The 20,533-nt window shown below is 40.6% G+C and carries 19 protein-coding genes and 1 other RNA gene; 9 read left to right on the top strand and 11 right to left on the bottom strand.

Features of this window, described 5'->3' with window-relative positions:
- Positions 1 to 36 precede the first annotated feature (36 nt).
- Positions 37 to 2,610 carry a glycoside hydrolase family 9 protein gene (locus R9C00_28870; protein WPO35712.1) on the bottom strand — a complete coding sequence of 858 codons (2,574 nt, stop codon included), beginning with the start codon at positions 2,608 to 2,610 and terminating at the stop codon, positions 37 to 39.
- A gap of 500 nt (positions 2,611 to 3,110) precedes the next feature.
- Between R9C00_28870 and R9C00_28865 the strand changes: the two genes are divergently transcribed.
- Positions 3,111 to 4,637 (top strand): Do family serine endopeptidase, encoded by a 1,527-nt coding sequence (locus tag R9C00_28865; protein ID WPO35711.1) that lies wholly within the window; start codon positions 3,111 to 3,113, stop codon positions 4,635 to 4,637.
- A gap of 134 nt (positions 4,638 to 4,771) precedes the next feature.
- Here the strand turns inward: R9C00_28865 and R9C00_28860 are convergent, their stop codons facing one another.
- Positions 4,772 to 5,554, bottom strand: a complete 783-nt coding sequence (locus R9C00_28860) for an IS5 family transposase (GenBank protein WPO35710.1) — start codon at positions 5,552 to 5,554, stop codon at positions 4,772 to 4,774.
- Positions 5,555 to 5,685: 131 nt separating this feature from the next.
- Here R9C00_28860 and R9C00_28855 point away from each other — a divergent pair, with 131 nt between their 5' ends.
- The 3 genes from R9C00_28855 to ssrA all read left to right on the top strand — a co-directional run bounded on the left by R9C00_28855 (position 5,686) and on the right by ssrA (position 8,324).
- The gene (locus R9C00_28855; protein ID WPO35709.1) at positions 5,686 to 6,498 is read left to right on the top strand and encodes an inositol monophosphatase family protein; all 813 of its coding nucleotides are present in this window, start codon (positions 5,686 to 5,688) and stop codon (positions 6,496 to 6,498) included.
- Positions 6,499 to 6,691: 193 nt separating this feature from the next.
- Positions 6,692 to 7,762 carry a branched-chain amino acid aminotransferase gene (locus R9C00_28850; GenBank protein ID WPO35708.1) on the top strand — a complete coding sequence of 357 codons (1,071 nt, stop codon included), beginning with the start codon at positions 6,692 to 6,694 and terminating at the stop codon, positions 7,760 to 7,762.
- A gap of 162 nt (positions 7,763 to 7,924) precedes the next feature.
- Positions 7,925 to 8,324, top strand: a transfer-messenger RNA (tmRNA) gene (gene ssrA, locus R9C00_28845).
- A gap of 136 nt (positions 8,325 to 8,460) precedes the next feature.
- Here ssrA and R9C00_28840 read toward each other — a convergent pair.
- Positions 8,461 to 9,753, bottom strand: a complete 1,293-nt coding sequence (locus tag R9C00_28840) for a phage integrase SAM-like domain-containing protein (protein WPO35707.1) — start codon at positions 9,751 to 9,753, stop codon at positions 8,461 to 8,463.
- A 458-nt stretch (positions 9,754 to 10,211) separates the two neighbouring features.
- On the opposite strand from R9C00_28840, the gene R9C00_28835 reads away from it, so the two are divergent.
- From R9C00_28835 to arsB, 5 genes are read left to right on the top strand one after another with little or no spacing between them, the layout of a single operon-like run.
- The gene (locus R9C00_28835) at positions 10,212 to 10,547 is read left to right on the top strand and encodes a metalloregulator ArsR/SmtB family transcription factor (protein WPO35706.1); all 336 of its coding nucleotides are present in this window, start codon (positions 10,212 to 10,214) and stop codon (positions 10,545 to 10,547) included.
- Positions 10,548 to 10,596: 49 nt separating this feature from the next.
- Complete coding sequence (locus R9C00_28830; GenBank protein ID WPO35705.1) at positions 10,597 to 11,070, top strand: DUF6428 family protein; 474 nt, start codon at positions 10,597 to 10,599, stop codon at positions 11,068 to 11,070.
- 32 nt (positions 11,071 to 11,102) lie between these two features.
- On the top strand, positions 11,103 to 11,861 hold the full coding sequence (locus R9C00_28825; GenBank protein ID WPO35704.1) for a protein-tyrosine-phosphatase: 759 nt from the start codon (positions 11,103 to 11,105) through the stop codon (positions 11,859 to 11,861).
- A gap of 33 nt (positions 11,862 to 11,894) precedes the next feature.
- Positions 11,895 to 12,620: a protein-tyrosine-phosphatase gene (locus R9C00_28820; GenBank protein WPO35703.1), complete on the top strand. Its 726-nt coding sequence runs from the start codon at positions 11,895 to 11,897 to the stop codon at positions 12,618 to 12,620.
- Positions 12,617 to 13,645, top strand: a complete 1,029-nt coding sequence (arsB, locus tag R9C00_28815) for an ACR3 family arsenite efflux transporter (GenBank protein WPO35702.1) — start codon at positions 12,617 to 12,619, stop codon at positions 13,643 to 13,645. Before R9C00_28820 ends, arsB begins: the two co-directional genes overlap by 4 nt.
- Positions 13,646 to 13,698: 53 nt before the next feature.
- Here the strand turns inward: arsB and R9C00_28810 are convergent, their stop codons facing one another.
- The 8 genes from R9C00_28810 to R9C00_28775 form a co-directional block, all read right to left on the bottom strand.
- On the bottom strand, positions 13,699 to 14,607 hold the full coding sequence (locus R9C00_28810) for a hypothetical protein (GenBank protein ID WPO35701.1): 909 nt from the start codon (positions 14,605 to 14,607) through the stop codon (positions 13,699 to 13,701).
- Positions 14,608 to 14,895: 288 nt separating this feature from the next.
- Complete coding sequence (locus tag R9C00_28805; protein WPO35700.1) at positions 14,896 to 15,459, bottom strand: nucleotidyltransferase family protein; 564 nt, start codon at positions 15,457 to 15,459, stop codon at positions 14,896 to 14,898.
- Positions 15,452 to 15,937 (bottom strand): gliding motility lipoprotein GldH, encoded by a 486-nt coding sequence (locus R9C00_28800; GenBank protein ID WPO35699.1) that lies wholly within the window; start codon positions 15,935 to 15,937, stop codon positions 15,452 to 15,454. The genes R9C00_28805 and R9C00_28800 overlap by 8 nt, the downstream gene beginning before the upstream one ends.
- Before the next feature lie 27 nt (positions 15,938 to 15,964).
- The gene (gene ricT, locus R9C00_28795; GenBank protein ID WPO35698.1) at positions 15,965 to 17,434 is read right to left on the bottom strand and encodes a regulatory iron-sulfur-containing complex subunit RicT; all 1,470 of its coding nucleotides are present in this window, start codon (positions 17,432 to 17,434) and stop codon (positions 15,965 to 15,967) included.
- Between the two features lie 247 nt (positions 17,435 to 17,681).
- On the bottom strand, positions 17,682 to 18,134 hold the full coding sequence (coaD, locus tag R9C00_28790; GenBank protein ID WPO38805.1) for a pantetheine-phosphate adenylyltransferase: 453 nt from the start codon (positions 18,132 to 18,134) through the stop codon (positions 17,682 to 17,684).
- Positions 18,135 to 18,136: 2 nt separating this feature from the next.
- Positions 18,137 to 19,018 carry a DUF3822 family protein gene (locus tag R9C00_28785; protein WPO35697.1) on the bottom strand — a complete coding sequence of 294 codons (882 nt, stop codon included), beginning with the start codon at positions 19,016 to 19,018 and terminating at the stop codon, positions 18,137 to 18,139.
- A 2-nt stretch (positions 19,019 to 19,020) separates the two neighbouring features.
- A complete protein-coding gene (locus R9C00_28780) occupies positions 19,021 to 19,641 on the bottom strand; it encodes a hypothetical protein (GenBank protein WPO35696.1) in 621 nt (206 codons plus the stop codon).
- Positions 19,642 to 19,856: 215 nt separating this feature from the next.
- On the bottom strand, positions 19,857 to 20,423 hold the full coding sequence (locus R9C00_28775; protein ID WPO35695.1) for a C40 family peptidase: 567 nt from the start codon (positions 20,421 to 20,423) through the stop codon (positions 19,857 to 19,859).
- Positions 20,424 to 20,533: the final 110 nt, after the last annotated feature.

Genomic DNA, 20,533 nt, shown 5'->3' with positions numbered 1-20,533 from the left:
TTAGGTGCTGGAGGTCTGCTTTGATTAAAAAACACCTCATTCGTTACTTAGCAAATAGTCGGAAGCTAGGGCAAGAAACATAAAGTTAGTTCCACCACCCCCCATTACATATTCGGTTTGCTGCCACAAAAACGGCCAAACTTTCAACTCTGGAAAGTCAGGCCTGATAAGCGCTGTTCCCGAACCTACTCCACCTGGGATATAAGACCACTCTCCCCTGTTCACCCCATACGCCACTAACAAGGACTCGGCACCTACACCCGAAGCAAAAGATTGCGTATTTTTACCCGGATGGCAACCAAGTACAAAATTGAGCGCACTCAACATATATTCCCTCGAAAAGGTTTCTGGCCAGCCTGTATGAAGGAAATATTGCCTATACCCAAAGCTTTGGATGCCCCAACCAGCTCCCCAAATATGTGGGCGATAAGGAACTCCAAAAGGCGTTTCTCCCGCTTGCTTATCAATTTCCGCTTTTAGTCCTACTACGGCCTCGTTTATTTCTTCTTGAAATGCTTCATCATCAATATGTGGCATCACCCTGCCCATTACCCAACCTACATTTCCAATATTTTGGACAATTTCGGCTTTCATCGCCAACATCTCTTTTTTGTATTCGTCTTTCTCTGTGGTAAGAATCAGCTCTGCCAAGGCTTTGATCTTATTATTTGTCAGCCTTTTGCCTTCCAACTCATGGTAAATACCCCAAAGTTCTTCCGCAGCCTTCAAGCTTCTCTGGGAAAGGTCTGGATTATACTCTTTCATGACCCTAGACGCAGCAGCAAGCCCTCCAATGACGTCTAATGTGCGTGAAGGGTTTTCTTCGGTAAACACCATCCTATCGTCCAACTTATCGGCGACTAACTTGATGCTATCCTTATGCGAAAGCGGATCATACATTTTTGAAAATTCATTGGCTACTTTCATCGACCACATACCATCAAAATCTGCCTCGTTGCCTTTGGCTTGGTACACCACATTATCGGTCATGGTAGAGCCGTCGCCCAACATCACATATTGCCTGAGCGAGGGGCAAATGATTCCCCTGTACAACCTTCCCAAATTTTCATACCCTCCCAAAATCGTGAGCAAACCATGTTCAACCTGCTGAAGCATATCTGGTTTACCATCAGGATGAAGCATTTCCACCAATTTGTTTTCTTGGTCTATGTACGTCTGGTCATAATCCGAACCGAACTCTTCGTAGGCCAAGGATAAAATATGCACCGTTCCAGCCTGAGACTCTACCCGCAAATCGTAGTCGCCGGCATCGTGCCAGCCACCTACATTTAGCCCTGGCACATGCTCCAGCGGTTTATATTTTGTAAGCGTAGAACTTCCTTGTACGTACCCATCAAAATGGTTGATGTCTGTTGGAGCCATTAGCGCATCGTCGTCGTGGCAGAGTCCGTGCCACACCTTATACTTTTCATTTACCCGCATGTGGCACATCTGCACTGGTAAAAAATATTCGAGCGTAGGCTGCCAAACGTGCCTTTTATATACATCGCTGTCTATTTTGAACACGTTCGACTTGCTTTCGCCATAACTAACCTGATACAAGCCTGGGTCTTTAACTTCCGAGAAATCGAGAATTACGTAATTGTAGCGCAAGAATTTGCCCCACTTCTCAGGCGAAACCGACTTCACTTCTTCATACCCTCCACTCGCTGATAGTTTTTTTAAGATAGCTTTGTGAGATGAACCATCGTTTTTATCAAGCTCGATGATTGCTTTTTTATCTTGATTAGGATGATAGCCCACTTGGGAAACATGGACTACGGGCTCGTAAAGCCAATTTGGGATCACATGCGGAGTAATGAGCCAGTCAATAGCCTTGGTGGTAGCTCCTGCAGAAACATCAGCCCTTACCACATACCAGCCATTGTTATGATTGCCCCTTCCATCTATCAACTTCAACTCTTCCCTAAAACTTTCAATTTGCAAAAGTTGCTCAGGCATCTCTGGCGCTACAGTCAGTTTTTTTCCTACAGCCATTGGCTCTGCCTGAAATTCACCTCGGTAATCTTTGTACATTGGGCCATTTACTTGGCGAGGAAACAAACCAGATCTTCCATCCATATAGTAGCTTTTTCCAAATAAGTCAGTTGGGAAAAGCTCCAAATTAAAACCAACCTTGCCTACCCACTCGGCAGGAAGCGGTTCTTTCAAATCCACCGTCACCCTAAAAGCACTTCCTTCTGAAGTTACCCTCACGGTATAATCCATTTCCAAATCAGGATAAACTATAGGGTTGAAGCCTTTTAGGTGCTTGCTTGTATCAGGAAAAGAAAGGTTTACGTAAATCTCATTTTTCTTTGTATCTACTACCCTATCGCCCATTTTGGGGAGCGGTTGCCATTGCCCAGGAGTAGGCTCTAGCCTCAAATCACCATTGGTAGCAGTTCTCACCCCATGTTGGATAAAAGCTACTCCACCTTGGTGACCTTCAGGATAAAAATCGTGGAAAAGCATCACGTTCAACCCCGGCTTTTCAAAATATTCTAATTCGTTTATCAGCACATCTCCGCTGCCTGCTTCCTGAGCTAGCACAGCAGATGTCCAACAAGAAATCCATAAAATGGAAAAAATAGCAAATCGTCTTTTCATCTTCATTTGTGAAATTTTTGTGTATGAATATTTGGGTGAAACTAAAGATACCACCTAGTTTGGTGAAAGCAGCGTCTTCTCAAAAACCAAAAGCCAAGAAACTTTTAGGAAAGAGAAAAGCTTAGGTAAGTAGGGGGCAAGCCTATATCTGTAAGATGAAGAAAGGCGTGATATTTAACGGGCTTTACTAAAAAAATAACTCCATACCCTTTTTTAAGGACAACTCTATCTAAATTAAAAAGCTGAAGCTGAATGTATAATAGCGACCGCTGATCCCAACTTTTTCTTTAGCCCACCAAACAAAGCTTTTATACTATTGGTAATTTATATATATTGAAATAGCAATTCGAGAAAAATCAAGCTCAACAGAAGCTCGATGTCTCCATTAATTATTTACTTGATTTGCCATGCAAAGTAGCTTTTGGCTCAAACCATAGCATCTTTATCTGCTCATGCATTTTGTCACCCTTGAGCTTTCATCCATTTAAAACAACCTTACAATGAATGGTATAAAATATTTTGCAAGTCTATTTATTGCTTCCATAGCCGGAGGGATAGTAGCACTTTTCGCTTATACGCAATTTATAGAGAAGCCTGTCCCTGCCCGCAGCCTTACCGCAGATCAAGTCAAACTCTCTAAGATATCGAACCAACCTGTTGTAAAAACAGAAAACTATGTAGTGCCTGATGGTCTGAATTTCATGAGTTCGGCCAATAAAGTCACCCCTGGTGTGGTTCATATCAAAACCTATTACAATGGCTATGGAGCAGATTACAGTAATAAGCTCGATAATATGTTCAAAGATTTTTTTGGAGAAGAAGAGGAGGCAGAAGAAGCCCCAAAAAGATATCAACACCGTGGACAAAGACTATCTTCAGGCTCTGGTGTAATAATTTCAGCAGATGGCTACATAGCCACCAACAACCATGTGATAGAACATGCCAGCAAAATAGAAGTGGTACTGAACGATAAAAGAAGCTATAGAGCCGAAATAGTAGGCACTGACCCTACCACTGACTTGGCACTGATCAAGATAGAAGGTTCGAGCTTGCCGTTTGTACCCTACGGCGACTCCGATGCCGTAAGGCCAGGCCAATGGGTCTTGGCCATTGGCAATCCGTTTGACCTTACCTCTACCGTAACCGCCGGAATTGTCAGTGCAAAAACCAGAAACATTGACATCCTACGCTCCAATACTCCTCAAGATTATTCTATAGAATCGTTCATTCAGACCGATGCGGCTGTAAACCCTGGCAACAGCGGTGGGGCTTTGGTAGATTTGGACGGCTACCTTATCGGGATCAATACCGCCATTGCCACCAGCACAGGTTCTTATTCTGGCTATTCCTTTGCTGTCCCATCGGCACTGGTCAGAAAAGTTATGGACGATTTACTGAACTTTGGAAAAGTGCAAAGGGCGCTCATGGGCGTGACCATCCGCGATGTGGATGCCAACCTTGCCCGAGACCATGGGCTTGATAAAATTGAGGGGGTATTTATTGATGGCGTTAGCCGAGGAAGCGGAGCTGAAAATGCTGGGGTTGAACCCGGCGACATCGTACTTTCAATAGACGGAAGAAATATTTCAAATACTTCGGAACTACAAGAAGTAGTAGCAAGAAACCGCCCTGGTGACGAAATTGCCGTCGAAGTGAAAAGAGGTGATGAGGTAAAAGAACTGGTTGTGCTGCTGAAAGGAAGAGATAATATAACAGAGATGGTAAGAAGGGAAGCTCCAGATTTGGAAACCGAAGATTTCCCCGAGTTGGGCGCTAGACTTTCGGAAGTTGCCGAAGCAGAAATAGAGAAGTTGGAAATAGAAGGCGGTGTTAAAGTAAAAAGGCTGATAGAAGGAAGACTCCGAGATGCCCGAGTGGAAGAAGGTTTTATCATCACACACATAGACAGAAGCCCTATCAATTCCATTGATGAACTGAAGGACGCCTTGGCCAGCTTAGAAGGAAACGTTTTGATAGAGGGGATTTATTCCGACGGGCAAAAAGTTTTCTACGGCCTAGATTTTTAACACCACCATAATGAAGTGCTATTTTATAAACAAACTCAGTATTGATAACCAGTGACCTATTAGTTCATAGATCACTGGTTATTTTTATTCAAGCACCATCACCAAAAATGTAACTTAGATCATGTTTAAAAATTTTAAATAGGCATTTTTTTGATCCTATTAAGTATTATTTGGCAGTTTTGCCATAAAACCCAAGCTTCTTGGCTTTTGGTAGTTTTTTCATAGTCTTTGGACAGCCTCCGGAAGAAATTGAACGTGCCGAATGTCCTCTCGGTGACCCATCTCCACTTGATGGGCACAAAGCCCCTGGGGGTTGGGGGACAAGAGGATATCTCGACCTCTACGCCCCTTATGTTGTCCTCTACCCATCCGGTGAACTTCTTTTTATAGGCCTGGTCTGCCAGGATCTTTTCCATCCTGTGCAGGTAGCCCAAGAGGGGCTCCACCACCCGTTGCCCTATCGTGCCGTCATGCTCGTTGGCGCCAGTGGCGACCACTCCCCATACCAGCCCGAGCGTATCGGTGATGACGTGCCTTTTTCTCCCGTTCACCTTCTTGTTGCCGTCCAGCCCCGTGTCCTGCCCGATAAAAGGCGCGCACTTTACCGACTGGCTATCAATGGAAAGCATGCTCGGGGTCGCCTTCTTGCCCTTCCTCTTGCGCTCTAGTTGGTTGAGTGCCGCGTTCAGCCGAAAAAGCGTGTTGTCCCCCTGCCACTTGCGGAAATAATAGTATACCACATTCCAAGGAGGGCGTCCCTCGCCCGAGAGGCTGCGCCACTGCTGTCCGCTGCGCATGCAGTACAAGATCGAGTCCACCACGTCCCTGAGGTCATATTTGCGTTTCCTTTCCACGGGAAGATATTCTTTTATATATTGCCATTGCCGGGAGGTCAAGCGGGTATATCCTGTTTCCATAAACTTTGTTGTTTCGTCACTACAAAGTTTTAGCCTGCCCGGCTCTTTTCAAAATTTAAACATGCTCTTAAGCATCGCAGCCTTTCTTTCTCAAAAAGCTATTTTTGTAGCTCACGCAAAACACCCAAACAATGGAAACAGCAGAATTAAAAAAACTTTGTGATCAAGTAATTTCTATCTCCGAAGAAGTAGGAGAATTCATTTTTTTAGAAAGACAAAACTTTGATAAAGCAAGAATAGAACTCAAAGGGAGCAAAAACAATTTGGTGTCTTATGTTGACAAGCAAGCAGAGCTTAAAATTGTTGAAAAGTTAGGCGAATTAATTCCAGAAGCTGGTTTCATTGCCGAAGAAGGAACGGGCGAAGCAGTAGAAGGTGGTTATAATTGGATAATCGACCCACTTGATGGCACTACCAATTTCATCCATAATATCCCTTTCTACTCTGTAAGCATCGCTTTGATGAAAGGAGATGAGCTTTTGCTTGGAGTTATCCGCGCTATTTGCCAAAATGAAACCTACCATGCCGTGAAAGGCGGAGGAGCTTTTTGTAATGGGAAAGCAATATCTGTCTCTGACAACAGCAACTTAGACGAAAGTTTGGTAATCACAGGCATGCCTTATGACAGCGGTGATAAACATTCACTTTTAGCAAATTTTGAAATGATAGAAGCGCTGATGAAAGAAAGCCACGGTTTCAGGAGATTTGGGTCAGCAGCCATCGATATTGCCATGGTGGCCAGTGGCAAGGCAGATGCTTTTTACGAATATGGCCTAAATGCTTGGGACTTAGCCGGCGGTGCAGTAATCCTTACGGAAGCAGGCGGGATAGTAACCGATTTCAAAGGTGGAAATGACTTTGTGTTTGGAAGACAGGTCATCGCTTCTTCTAGCAACTTCTATCCTACTTTAGCTGCTTTGGTCAAAAAAGCCTTTCTAGATTAGCATTGTTATATTTTCATGGACATAAAAAGATTTTTTTTATCAATAAAAATCTCTTTCTTTATCTAATAGTTGCTAAACAAAATGATTTAGGGCGATAGGCCCACCAGCTAACGTCAAACTTAATCTACCTCGACTCAGTCACTACTAATGCGGCTGAGTCTTTATTAACTAATAGGAGCCAAACAGTAAAAAAATGATTGAGACCGGGATAGAAATTGCCACCCAAAAAGTGGCCCAATCGCGCTTGCCCCAAGTAGATTTTAATAATACGCCTTTTGGCAAGATCTACTCTGACCACATGTTCATTTCAGACTTTGAGGATGGGCAATGGAAAAACAATAGAATTGTGCCTTTTGGCAACCTCAGCCTTAGCCCAGCAGTATCGGGGCTTCACTATGGGCAATCTATTTTCGAGGGATTAAAGGCTTTCCAAAGCCCAGATGGAGAATCGGCATTGATTTTCAGGCCCGAGGCAAATGCCAAACGCCTCCAAGAATCTGCCAAGAGAATCTGCATGCCTGAAGTACCAACGGAGTTGTTCATGGCTGGACTGCACGAGCTTATTGATTTAGACAGAGGCTGGGTACCAAAAAATGAAAATGCCGCACTTTACATCCGCCCATTCCTTTTCGCCATGGATGAATACATTGGGCTTAAACCTTCGGAAAAATATTCGTTCATCATCTTTACCTCGCCTGTGGGAAGTTATTATTCCGAGCCGGTAAAAGTAAAAGTAGAACAACATTATACAAGAGCAGCCAAAGGGGGGACAGGCTATGCTAAAGTAGCAGGAAACTATGCTGCCTCGCTTTACCCTGCCCGCCTTGCCCAGCAAGAAGGCTACCATCAGCTTCTGTGGACAGACAGCGTAAACCACAAATTCATTGAAGAATCGGGTACAATGAACGTCCTATTTGTAATAGATGGAAAACTAGTTTCTATCCCAGATAGCGACACTGTTTTGCCAGGTATCACCCGCAAAAGCATTCTAGATATTGCCAGAAGCTGGGGAATAGAAGTTGAAGAAAGACAACTCAGCATAGACGAGATAGTACCTGCTATAAAAGAAGGAAGGCTTACAGAGATGTTTGGTGCGGGAACTGCTGCAACCGTAGCCCATATTTCCCTATTGCACTACGATGGCGTGGATTACGAACTTCCTCCTGTAGCCACAAGGGAAATATCCAATAAGTTACATGCTGAACTCACAGGTCTTCAAAGGGGACTCGTTGAAGATAAATTCAATTGGGTATATAAAATATAGGTCAGCAAAAAAAGCAAGAGTGTGAGTTGTGAGCAAGAGTTTAGGCTCAATACTCCTTCCTTAAACTCAATTCTTAAAACTCACACTCTAAACTGAATTTTTCTTATCTTTGCCAACCTTTTTTGATTGTAGAATGTTTCACAATTGCAAAGGATCGCATATGGGGCCGACTGGATTTGACAGGTCGAGTAATTGCGAGTATAAGCATGCAGGCTCATTGGGTGAGAGCCTTGAAAGATAGTCCTACACAACAATTGGCGAAGAAAACTACGCCATGGCTGCTTAATTAGGCTGATAGTCTAGTTTGCTTAGGGTTGATCAATGATCCCCGGCCATCATCTCGCACAGCTTCTGTCCTGCTAGCTGTGAGCCCGAGGTGTCGATAATGCGGGAATAGCTTGGGTAAAGCTGCGGTGCCTAAGTGAACTCTAGCAGATAAGGTTTGCCTATAGGTCCGGCGTCTACCTATGGCGAGCACGAAAATCCAAAGTACGACTAAGCATGTAGAAGGCTTGACTTTTTCCTTCTCTGGACGAGGGTTCGACTCCCTCCGGCTCCACAATACACTATCTTAAAAGCCCGATAGAGACTTTCTATCGGGCTTTTTTATTTTATTTTACTTACACTATTACTGACAGCATTTGAATTTATATTGCTTGACTAACAGGATAGATTTCATAAGGATTAATTGTACTACATCACCATGAATAGGTAATCTCACCATTTTTCTTCCTTTTAGCTAAGGGGTTAAAATAAGGATGGTTTGCCAGCATACCAACATCTTCTTCATTTGTGACATTGATATATTTCAAGAACCCAGTCTCTGTCCTATGACCTGTTATTTTCATGATTGCCAAAATCGGTAGCCCCGCCTTATACATATTGATTGCCCCTGATCGTCGGGCTGTATCTGAGATAATGAGTTCCCATTTCTTTTTTGTAAGCACTTTGCGAACTCCCCCTTTTGAGCTTCTTACTTGTACCTCTTCCTCAAGCCCTGCAAGCCGCCCAAGTTCCTTGAGATAACCATTGAACTTTTGATCAGAAACAGAAGGCAAAGCACTCTCATATTTACTTAGTATCTGCTTAACAAACGGATGCAATGGTATGGCAACAGGCTCATTGCTTTTTTTAAGGACGATATGAATTTTGCCATTTTTGATACTATCACATGAAATTCGTTTATAGTCGGAAAGACCCAGAGCAGTTATACAGCCTATTACAAATAAATCCCTTACCCTTTCTAACCTAATATTCTTACTTAAATCCAGATCAAAAAGCCTAGTTATTTCTCCTGTACTCAAATAAACATGATCTGTTTCCTCATTGATCTTCTTAAATCCCTTAAAATCAAGGTTTTTGTTAACCCCTTTACTAACAGCCCAATTCAAATATGCTTTCAACGTACCAATTTGTTTCCCGACCGTATTCAAGCCTAATTCTTTGACCTTGAGTAAGTAGTCTATGTATTCATCAAAAAACTGTTGGTTAATGCTCTCAAAAGAAATTTCATAGTTTGAGTAGCTCATAAACCCGTTCAAGTGCCACCTAAAGGTTCTGTATTTCTTTATAGCCCCTTCCCCTACCTGGTGTCCTCTATTGGTTTTGTCTTGACCGCTTGCCCTAAGTTCTATGAATTTATCTAACCAATAGAAAAAACCTTCACCCTCCTGCTTTGCCTCGCTGATTCGCTCACCTTTTACTATCTCATCAATATGCTTTTTTACATTTTCCACATCAAGTACTCCCTCTGACTCAAGGCTCTTAATGCTTTTATAAATATCGTCTTGTAATTTGGAGAGATGATCGTTTAATTCCGCAGAAAACTTAAATGAACTTTTTGCCCTTTGCCTATCTTTATCCCAATATTCGGATACGACTTTTTGCTTACTAGTCTTTATTATTCTTTTCCCATCAATGTGGACGTAAATGAGAATAGCTGTCTGCCCATCCTTTCCAGCTTTGTTTGACAAATAATAATTGAGTTTCATTTTTTAGCCATTTATGATCATCTGAACTAAGATACAACCAAAAAAAATTACTTACACCTTTACTGACACTCTTATATATTTTATCAACTTAAAACCTATTTATAAAAACTTTAAAGCGATATTTTTCATAAAAGTTCTACTCCTAACAGGACTACAATATCATTATATATTTCGGGAATTATAATTCCTAGAGTTCATACTTTTTCTTTTAGTAGCCATGTAAACCAGGTTAATGAATTTCTTAACAACCAAGTCCACATAGCCTTCTACTTTCAGGCCTTGATTATTTTTTTTCTTGGCAACGCCTTCAAGCTGTACGCACGATACGAAATACCCTCAAGGTAAAAGGTTATTGGCAACGTAGCTTATGAGCCATATGCAACAAAATTATTTTTTGAATAATACTTGACTTGTATTACTATTGATCGTAATATTGCAATGTAATTATTCAATAGATCATGGGAGTAACCAAATCTGAACTTTTCACGGAAGAACAAAATGAGCTGGCTTTAGCTGCAAAAGCATTCGCCCACCCAGCACGAGTAGCTATCATTCAATACTTGCTCAAAGCAAATGCTTGTATCAATGGTGATTTAGTTCAGGAACTAGGCTTAGCCCAACCGACTATTAGCCAACACTTGCGTGAGCTTAAGGAGATTGGTGTGATAAAAGGAACAATTGATGGGTCTAGAGTCAGCTACTGCATCAATACAGATTGCTGGGAGCAAATCAAAACCCAATTTAATTTCTTATTTGATCAGCTCAACTCTAATAAATCAGATAATTGCTGTTAATATTTTTTTGCACAATAGCATCGTAATATTGCAATAACATAACGATAATATGAGACTTACAGAAGTAAAAGAAGCATTAAGCACATTACAAGAAGTAAACTTCCACCTTCCTAATGGGGAAAAAGTTCCAGAACACTTTCACGTCACTGAGGTGGGGGTGGTGAACAAGCACTTCATCGATTGTGGAGGCACAGTCAGAAAAGAATCGGTCATTAATTTCCAGCTTTTCACCGCTACAGATTTTGACCACAGGCTAAGCGCTGAAAAATTAATATCCATTATCCATATTTCTGAAAAAGCCCTTGGGTTGGACGATCTAGAAATTGAAGTGGAGCATCAAGGAGATACGATAGGAAAGTATGGGCTAGAATTTAACGGGACGGATTTTCTGCTTACCTCAAAGCAAACCGACTGCTTAGCAAAGGATAATTGCGGAATTCCAACGGAAAAGCCAAGAATTAGAATTGCAGCCTTGGCGGCAAACAAACAAAACCAATGTGAGCCGAACTCAGGTTGCTGCTAAACAATATATAAATCGTATTTTATCAAACTACAATGGAAAAAAGAATTATTCCTCTGTTAATACTCTCCCTTTTATTGGCAAGCTGTTCACAAAAAAAAGAAACTCAAGAAACATCAATGGAACTAGGTAATAATCAAATAAAAGCTCAAACACCTAAAACTATGTACCCAAAACTACTCGAATACATCGATAGCGCAATAACTGGCATGGAGGCTATTCCTACAGAGAGAAAAAAGGATTTAGATTCACTAGCTTCATATGTACATGAAAAAAGGCAAGCAAACGAAGCTGCCAACTTAATATTTATATGTACCCACAATAGCCGCCGAAGCCATTTGAGCCAAATATGGGCAGCTACCGCAGCCTATTACTACGGTATTGACGAAGGAATATTCACATATTCTGGAGGTACAGAGGCTACTGCATTTAACCCAAGAGCGGTTGATGCTATCCAACGAGCAGGATTTCAAGTAGAAAACCCAGGAGGCGAAAATCCGCATTACAATGTGAATTTTGCAGAAAAGGCTCCTTCAATGGAATGTTTCTCTAAAAAATATAGCAACCTATATAATCCTCAAAAAAACTTTGCAGCTATAATGACATGTTCTCATGCCGATGAAAATTGTCCTTTCATACCAGGTGCAAATATGAGAATCCCTATACCTTACGAAGATCCAAAAGTTGCAGATGGCACTGACTATGAAGCAGCTAAATATGACGAACGTTGCCTACAAATAGCTACAGAAATGTTTTATATGGCATCTGTAGTTAAAGAGAAAATAAATCTATAAAAATAGTTTTTAAAGCATTTTAACTGTAAAGAAATGAAGAAACATCTTTTTTTACTCAGTGTAACTTCTCTATTTATTCTGTTAATGATTAGAGGCAATGCTAATGGTCAACAACTAAACAAAAGCCTCAATACCTACATAAACGATTTAGAGAAAACAACAGTTGAGATTTCTAAAGAGCGCAAAGAAGTCTTGAACAATATCTCCGAAACCATAATTAGCAAGCTTGACCAAACCAGTAGCTCTTCTTTACTATTTGTATGTACGCAAAACTCCAGAAGAAGCCAACTAGCTCAAATATGGCTACAAACAGCCTTTTACTACTATGGAATAAAAAATGTTAAGACTTTCTCAGGAGGCATTGACCCGACAAAATTTCATGACAATGCATTAGCTGCCTTAGAAAGGGCGGGGTTTAGTATAAGCAAGGATAATAAAAGCACTAACCCTATCTACTCGATATCAAATGGAATTGAGACCTTTGTTTGTTTTTCAAAAAAATATTCTGACAACCAAAACCCTCATAGTGATTTTATAGCCGTCATGGTTTGCTCTGACGCAGATAAGTCATGCCCAATCATCGAAAAATCAAGCGAAAGATATTCTCTTCCCTATGATGACCCAAGATATTATGATAACACGCCATCGGCTATGGTAAAATATGACATAACAGCAAGAACTATTGCTCTAGAAATGTTCTACTTGGCATCAATAACAAAAGAAAAAATTATTCATAAAATAGAGATTAGCAAACGATGAAAAAAAAGCTCAATTTTTTAGATCAGTACCTTACCTTATGGATTTTCTTAGCTATGGCTATAGGGGTTGGCATCGGTTATTTTTTACCTGAAAGCTCAGACTTCATCAACTCATTCAGCCAAGGAAGCACCAATATTCCACTAGCCATTGGATTAATTTTGATGATGTATCCTCCTTTGGCAAAGGTCGACTACAAACTTTTGCCAAAAGTTTTTAAAGATGTAAAAGTATTGTCCATCTCTTTGTTACTAAACTGGATAATAGGTCCTTTGCTAATGTTCATTTTAGCAATTACCTTTTTGCAAGACTATCCAGAATACATGGTCGGCTTGATATTGATCGGTTTGGCCAGATGTATTGCCATGGTGTTAGTTTGGAACGACCTAGCGGAAGGGAGTAGCGAATACGGAGCTGGGCTAGTTGCCCTAAATAGTATTTTCCAAGTATTTGGCTATAGTTTTTATGCTTGGCTTTTTATCACCAAACTACCACCTATGTTTGGTTTTGAAGGGGCTATCGTAGATATTTCAATTGCTACAATTGCCGAAAGTGTGGCCATCTATTTGGGTATTCCTTTTTTAGCAGGTATCCTTAGCCGAGTTATTTTAGTAAAGTTAAAAGGTGAAGAATGGTACAAAACATCATTTTTACCTACCATTTCTCCCATAACGCTTATCGCGCTTTTATTCACCATTGTAGTGATGTTTTCACTTAAAGGTGAGCTAATTGTTCAGATTCCAATGGACGTTTTCCGAATTGCCATCCCACTTTTATTTTACTTTGGCATCATGTTCATTATCGGCTTTTTCATAAGCAAAGCAATGGGAGCTACCTATGATAAAAATGCGTCGATTGCCTTCACGGCGGCAGGGAATAATTTTGAATTGGCAATAGCAGTAGCCATTGCTGTTTTCGGTTTGAACTCTGGGCAAGCTTTTGCCGGGGTAATAGGTCCTTTGGTGGAAGTTCCTGCTTTGATATTACTGGTTAGGGTTTCCTTTTGGCTGAAGAAAAAATACTATTAGCTCCAGAAAAAATTTAAAACCCCTGATCGGTAATTTGATCAGGGGTTTTAACATCAGGTTGTTTCTCTCACTTTGGTTTGCCAACTGCTAAACTCATCGGTAGCGAGGCAAAATTCCTCTTCACCAATACATATTATCTTCCCTCCAAACTCATCAAAAATATCCAACTCCTTCACCTTAATTTTTCGCTTTTTAGCTATTTCGTACCAAACGGTAGTATAGTAGCAATGCTCGTCTATACCAGCATACCCATGAAAGGCAGGGTCGGCATAAATACTGTAACGAATACCTTGGGCACCTGGAACTGGTGCTATTAGTTTAGGCTTTATGTTTTTGACCACATCGTCTATTCTAATAAATTTCTTTAGTTTTTTTTCTTTGCTATTCACAAATTCAGCAAACTCCTTTCCTCGCAACGCCACGTATTCGTCGTAGGTTTCTTGATTTTCAGAGATGTTGAAAATCTGCTTTTTTACTTGGATGAAATCTTTCTCCTCACCAATAGTAAAATCTTTCAATAAACCGTTAATGGTAATACTTATCGGATATTCCCCAATCTTATGAATTCGGCAAATAGATATGGAAACCAAGTACTTGAAACAGCCCTCATCGTGCTCCAACACTAACTCTAATTTATTAAAGCCCGTTGCCTTTTTAGGGTTGCAGCCAAGCTGAAAACTTTCAATAGCCTCCTTCAAGTCATGCTCCTCTCCTTTTTCATCCATGTAGTGGTCGCTACCGTCTAAGGTTAGCTTGATGATATTATGAAACCCTAACGACCTGAAAACACTATGGAACTGCTGCAATATAGATACCGCTGTAAATGTTTCGGTTTCCTGCTTCTCTGGCGAGTCCCCGCCATTTAGGCAATACATCAAAAACCCACCGAAAGAGCTAGGTTTCATGCTTTCTATGACAGTCACCTGAGAGGGGTCTATCACTAATTTCCCACTATAATACATTGGCTTAGTTTACTATTGTCAAACATATTCTTGCACTTGAAGCACAAGCAGAATTAACATTCATTTACTAATACGTTTGATTAACAGAAACATGATAACCGCTTTTTCCCATCCGCTGAACCAAGCCATTCAAAGCCATAGTTTTAGCCTTAAATAGCATTGTTAGGATTAGATATTACATGGGGAAAATACTGTAAGAGTCAGAAATCAGGAAGATTTACTCATTCGCCACACTCGTACAAGAGTATTTGATAAAAAATATTACACAGAGGGCTGTACAGATCTTTTTTACAGAAACACTCGAAGTTTTGGCCACTTTTCTACCCATTGCTTCTCTTCCATTCTGTTGAGGTAAATTTCCCTGCGAGGGAAATCGATAAATGCTGCGGTAGGTTTTACCCAAAGGTTCATCAAGTCTTCAAGTCCATGAGGTGCTATCAGCTCAAGCTCACCAGTTTCAGTTAGGCGAACAGCTACACAAGTTGCTGTTTCTACCCAATGACCTATGGCTTCTTCGCAGTTTTTATAAGGGGAATGGTCGTGCTTCGAATGCATTCTTGCTTGGTTCTTAACCGACCAATTGACCGAAGATTCATTTTTGAAGAGCTTATTTTCTAACCCGAAGTCTCTTTCTCTGGAAAAATCATTTCGGTCAAAATAGATAACATCCACATCGTTGAGGAGCGAAGAGGTGGCGAAACCATGGGAAAAGTCCCAAACTTTGTTGCGTACAAAACCAGCCCCAATCCAACAGTCATTCAAACCTAAAGATCTTACCTCTTCCAATTTTTCCATTCTCCACTTGTCATGAAGAAGTATCTCTTTAAGCTTTTGGGAAAGCTCGTTATTCATTTTTATTCTTAGCTTTTTTGAGGCTAAACCCTATCGCTTGGATATTTGGCAAGGTATCGCGGCGCATATACTGCCGCAAGCTAAAAGAATAGTCCCCGCTTTTGGGAAAGGAGTAGTCTGACAAAACCAACACTTCGTGGTCGTACACTCCTCCTCCCCCACTTCCAAAGGGCCTGCCTGTTTTTTCATCCATCAGCAGAACTTCACTCATTTTACTATTCAAGGTCTTACCCTCTCCATCCTTTAGCTCGTATTTTACATACAAATTATAAAATGGATAATCTATCTCGTTCCTCACATGGTAATATAGGTCATAAGCTTGATTTTCATCCTCCACCACAAATTGGAAGACCTTGGCAGAGTCAATGGCCCAACCTTCCTTATCAAGGTCTTCAAACTCACTTACCACCGCACTATCAGTACATGCCGAAAAGCATAAAGTCACAAAAAATAGAATGCAAAAAGAATATAGTTTCATAAGCAGTTCTTACTAAGAATAATTAATCTATTCGGGCTTATTGGGTTTGTTGTTCCTATTATTATTCCTCTTGTTACGCCCTCTGTACCTGCGCTTTCCTCCCGAACCTTTGTTTTCTTGCCCCTGTTGGTTGTCATTTTTTTGACCTTGGGGAGGAGTAGCACTTGGCGCTTGGTTACCATCCGTTTTTTTAAGCTGGCCTTGTTGAGGCTTTCCCCCTCTTTGGTTAGCCTGTTTATTATTAGGCTGCTGCTTCCTAGACCTCTGCCCCCCTCTTTGGGATTTCTGCGGATTATTAGGATTGCCCTGTTTACCCTGACCTTGCTGTTGCCCTTGGCCTACAGTTGCCGAAGGGTTACCTCCTCCTTTCTTCTTCTTTTTCCTTTTCTTCTTCTTCGAGTCTGCATTGAGCTTCTTGTCTAGCCTGTCGATATCTTCATTATTGATAGTAGCCGATCCTTTCCCAATGGTTACTTCCTCTGGCAAGTCCGCTTTTTCTACCTCATAGGTATCGCCCTTTTTATTTAGCTCTATAATTTCCTTCACCTTGCTGGCCGCTATTGGAAACCAAGTACTTTCGGTATCGAAGCTAAACCACATGATCTTTTTAAATATATCAACCTTTTGCAAGCTGGCTTCGCCTTTGGAAGTCTTCAGCTTCGCATCTAGCTTGGGAATATCTATCAAAGCATCCATGTAGGTTTCCAGCTCATAATTGAGACAGCACTTCAACCTTCCGCACTGGCCAGAAAGCTTTGCAGGGTTCAATGAGAGGTTTTGGTACCTAGCAGCACCTGTAGAAACCGTTTTGAAGTCGGTAAGCCAAGTTGAGCAGCATAGTTCCCTGCCGCAAGAGCCAATGCCCCCAAGGCGGCTAGCTTCTTGCCTCAAACTAATTTGGCGCATTTCGACCCTGAGTTTGAATTCACCAGCTATCATTTTAATAAGCTCGCGGAAATCAACCCGCTCATCGGCTGAATAATAAAAAGTGGCTTTAGAATTATCGGCTTGGAACTCTACATCTGAGAGCTTCATCTTAAGATCGAGCTTTTCAATTATCTCCCTTGTTCGGAACATAGTTGGTACTTCCCGTTTAGATACTTGGTCATATTTCTCCAAGTCTTTTTGGGTCGCTTTTCGATAAATGACTTTTACATCGTCATCATCTTTGACACCCTTTTTGCGCATTTGAAGCCTCACAAGCTCGCCTCTGAGCGACACGTAGCCTACATGATGCCCATTTTGCATTTCGACCACTACAGGGTCACCTATTTCTACATTTATCCCTTGGATATTTCGGAAAAAATCTTTTCTTCCTCCTTTAAATTTAACCTCTACAATGTTAAATTGCTCAAGACTTGGCAATGACATGTCGCCCAGCCAATCAAAAGAGTTTAATTTTCCACATCCTCGGGTGCATCCTTCTACTACTGGGGCATCTGTTTTCGCCTCGGCGATTGTTCCACAGCTTCCCGTTGCACAAGATCCACATCCCATATCTATACTTATTTTATAAGTCAATTAAGAAATAAGCAGGCTGGCTTAATTTAAGTCCTTGATATCCAAAAACCATCTGATAAGATACTTTGCCTTGCTTATATAAAATTAAATTCCTTGAATTTATCTACAAGAGATAATTCAAACAAGTAAAGATACAAATAATTTGAGCCCAAGCTCCGACAAGCACTATTATTTTGGCATAAGGAATCCTTCCAAAAGTTTATTGGGAGGACGAACTAGGGGATTACAAATTGTATGGAAGGAATTCATCTACGTTTTGCCCAAACCTATAAATTTCTCTCACTATAGTGGAGTTGATATAAGCATATTTGGGAGATGTAATGAGGAAAACTGTCTCCAAGTCATCAAAAATATGACGGTTGACTTGGGCAATAGTGTTTTCGTATTCAAAATCGGTCGTATTTCTCAATCCCCTGAGCAGGAACTTGGCTTTTAATTTTTTTGCGAGCTCTGCGGTAAGCTCTTCATAAGCTACCACCTTCACATTATCTTGTCCAGCAAATGCTTCAGATATCTTTTCCACCATCACTTCTACAGGGAAAAAACGTTTTTTCTGAGCATTGTGCCCAACTGAAACTATCACTTGATCGAAGATTTTTGAACCTCGGTGCACGACATCCGCATGCCCTTTTGTAAAGGGATCAAAAGAACCTGGAAACAAGGCGATTCTGCTCATCATTAACGACGGGTAGCGCTATAAATATCTAAATTGAAATGATTGGGAATATCATTGAACGGTACTGTGAATGTAAATTCGGCTGGCCTGTCCCCAAAGCTCAAACTTTTTACATAAGTTTTAAGCACATCCATTTGCAGGGTAGTCTCGCTGATATCTCCCCAAACTTTCACGTCTACCGTTTCTTGGGACAACCCAAGCTCACTGATCACCAACAATACAAAGTAGTTGAAATCTTCGGGAGAACGATGGTACTCAAAATTATTCACAAACTTAAGTTTCCCATCTTGCACAACTGCCACTGACATAAGTTTGCCAGATGTGTTCACGTAAATAGTGTTGCTAGAAGATGGAATAGCACTTGAGATACCCATTAGAAATGAAGATGCCAAATGAGAGCATTTTATTTCTGCTTGAGGATAAATTTCTTTAAACCAATCATAAAGCTCCGACCCAATAGCAAATACGGCAGTGCTTTCTATAGAAGAGAGCTCTTGGGAAAATACATGCTCTTTAGATTGGGAAATTCGGGTATTGAGCTTGAGATAATCAGAAGATTGCTCTTCTGAAAAAACTTTTGAAGGAACGATTGTGAAATGAGTATTGACCGGTATAAGCACAACTTCTTTCCAAAAGCTTGCTATCAGGTACTCATGGTTGTTCCATATATTTTGGAGTCTGACCACCATTGACGTGTCAGACTCCGCATTATCATAAAGAAAACTTTCAGCGAAAAGGAATTTGTTGGACTCTTTCTCAAAGACCGCTACCGTAGAACTACTCGCCCCAAACTTTATTAAAAGCTGGTAGCTATCCATCTTGAGGATATCAAATGAAGGATCTTGAATCCTGTACGCTCCTGTTTCTTTCAAAGTGTTTTCCAAAATTATTCCCAGTTTCCTGAAAGGGTTACATCAGTTTTAGACCCAAAACGCAAATTCCAACGAATACGGCTAGGGTGATCATCACTTCTGGTTGGGTCAAGCGGATAAGGGTCGACAACTTCAATCACGTCAACTTTAACACCACCTTTATCTACCTCACCAGTATAAATTTCAAATTTCTTCCCTTCCGATATATCGTAGCCAGGTACATATGCTATCATGTCTGGGTTGAAGTTAGGAAATTTATCCTTTGGGAAAAGTTTTTCATCAACCATCTCTACTCCAATGGTATCCATTTCTATCCTGATACTATCAGTATTCGTCCAGTACAATGGGTCATTTTTGGTACGAGGCTGGATAATCTCCTTTTTCTCGATGATAAATAACGAATCTTCTTTGATAAAACTCGCGAGCGTATCAAAGCTGCTTGTAAAATCACCATATTTCGTCATGTAAGCTTTTTCAGCTTCCCTGATCATTAACAGCTTAGCGATAACCTGGCTCTCTGACTTTTTGATATTCTCAGCCAATTCGATTTTACCAGCGATGCTCCTGTAAAGTCCCCAACCTAGTATTACAATGATGGGAATGAGAGCGTACGAAAAGAGTCTTGTTTTAGTCATTTTGTGAATAATTTTTTATGCAAGTATAACAAATTTACAGCCTAAAATAATGAGCAACAAGCAGATAATCATTACATATTAAGGAAAGAAACTGCCCTTAACCACCTGAAAAAAGCTTAATTGCACTATTTGAAGTAAAATTAGCACCTTCTTAACTTCAAAACAAATATAAGAGAAATATTAACTTTAACCTTCATAAAACCAGTCGCAAACCACTATTTTATCACCCGCCTAATGCTCATAAACCTCTGCTGGTAACGTAAGCCTTCTTGTAATACATTGGTTACCACACCATTTCTTTTTTTAGATGAGGAAGCGTGGATAAAGGTCAATTTCCCATCTTCATTTCCTATCACTATGCCAACATGACCCGCTTTTTGCTTGGTATGGTCTGTACCTGTAAATACAATAATATCTGCTTTTTGGGCATCTTCTATAGAAACCTCTTCTCCAAAAGTTTGAAAAACCGAAGATGACCGCGGAACTGAAACATTAAAATGTTTGAACACATAATAAACAAAGCCAGAACAATCAAAACCTACTTTAGGGTCTGTTGCAGCATACTTATAGGGCACTCCCAAAAAAAATTGAGAATAGGTCACAATTTTTTCACGTTTCTCCTCTGCATCGACACTTTCAAATACCTTGTGCTCAAGTTCTACTATAGGATTAACCTTTCCTATAATCTGAGGAGAGTCCAATGCAGAATTTCGTGGCACTACTTTGTAGAAAGCGAACAACCCTACCACCACCAAAACTGCTTTAATTATCCTTTTATCCATGCCCATAAGGTTATCAAATAGCGTACTAACAAATACTTATTATAAAAAGGCAAGTTTTGTATAAGAGTTCCTTAAAAAATTATTCCTTTTCAAAATAATCCAACTTAATT

Source organism: Flammeovirgaceae bacterium SG7u.111 (assembly GCA_034044135.1).
GTDB lineage: Bacteria > Bacteroidota > Bacteroidia > Cytophagales > Flammeovirgaceae.
This window is presented reverse-complemented; position numbering and strand designations above follow the sequence as displayed.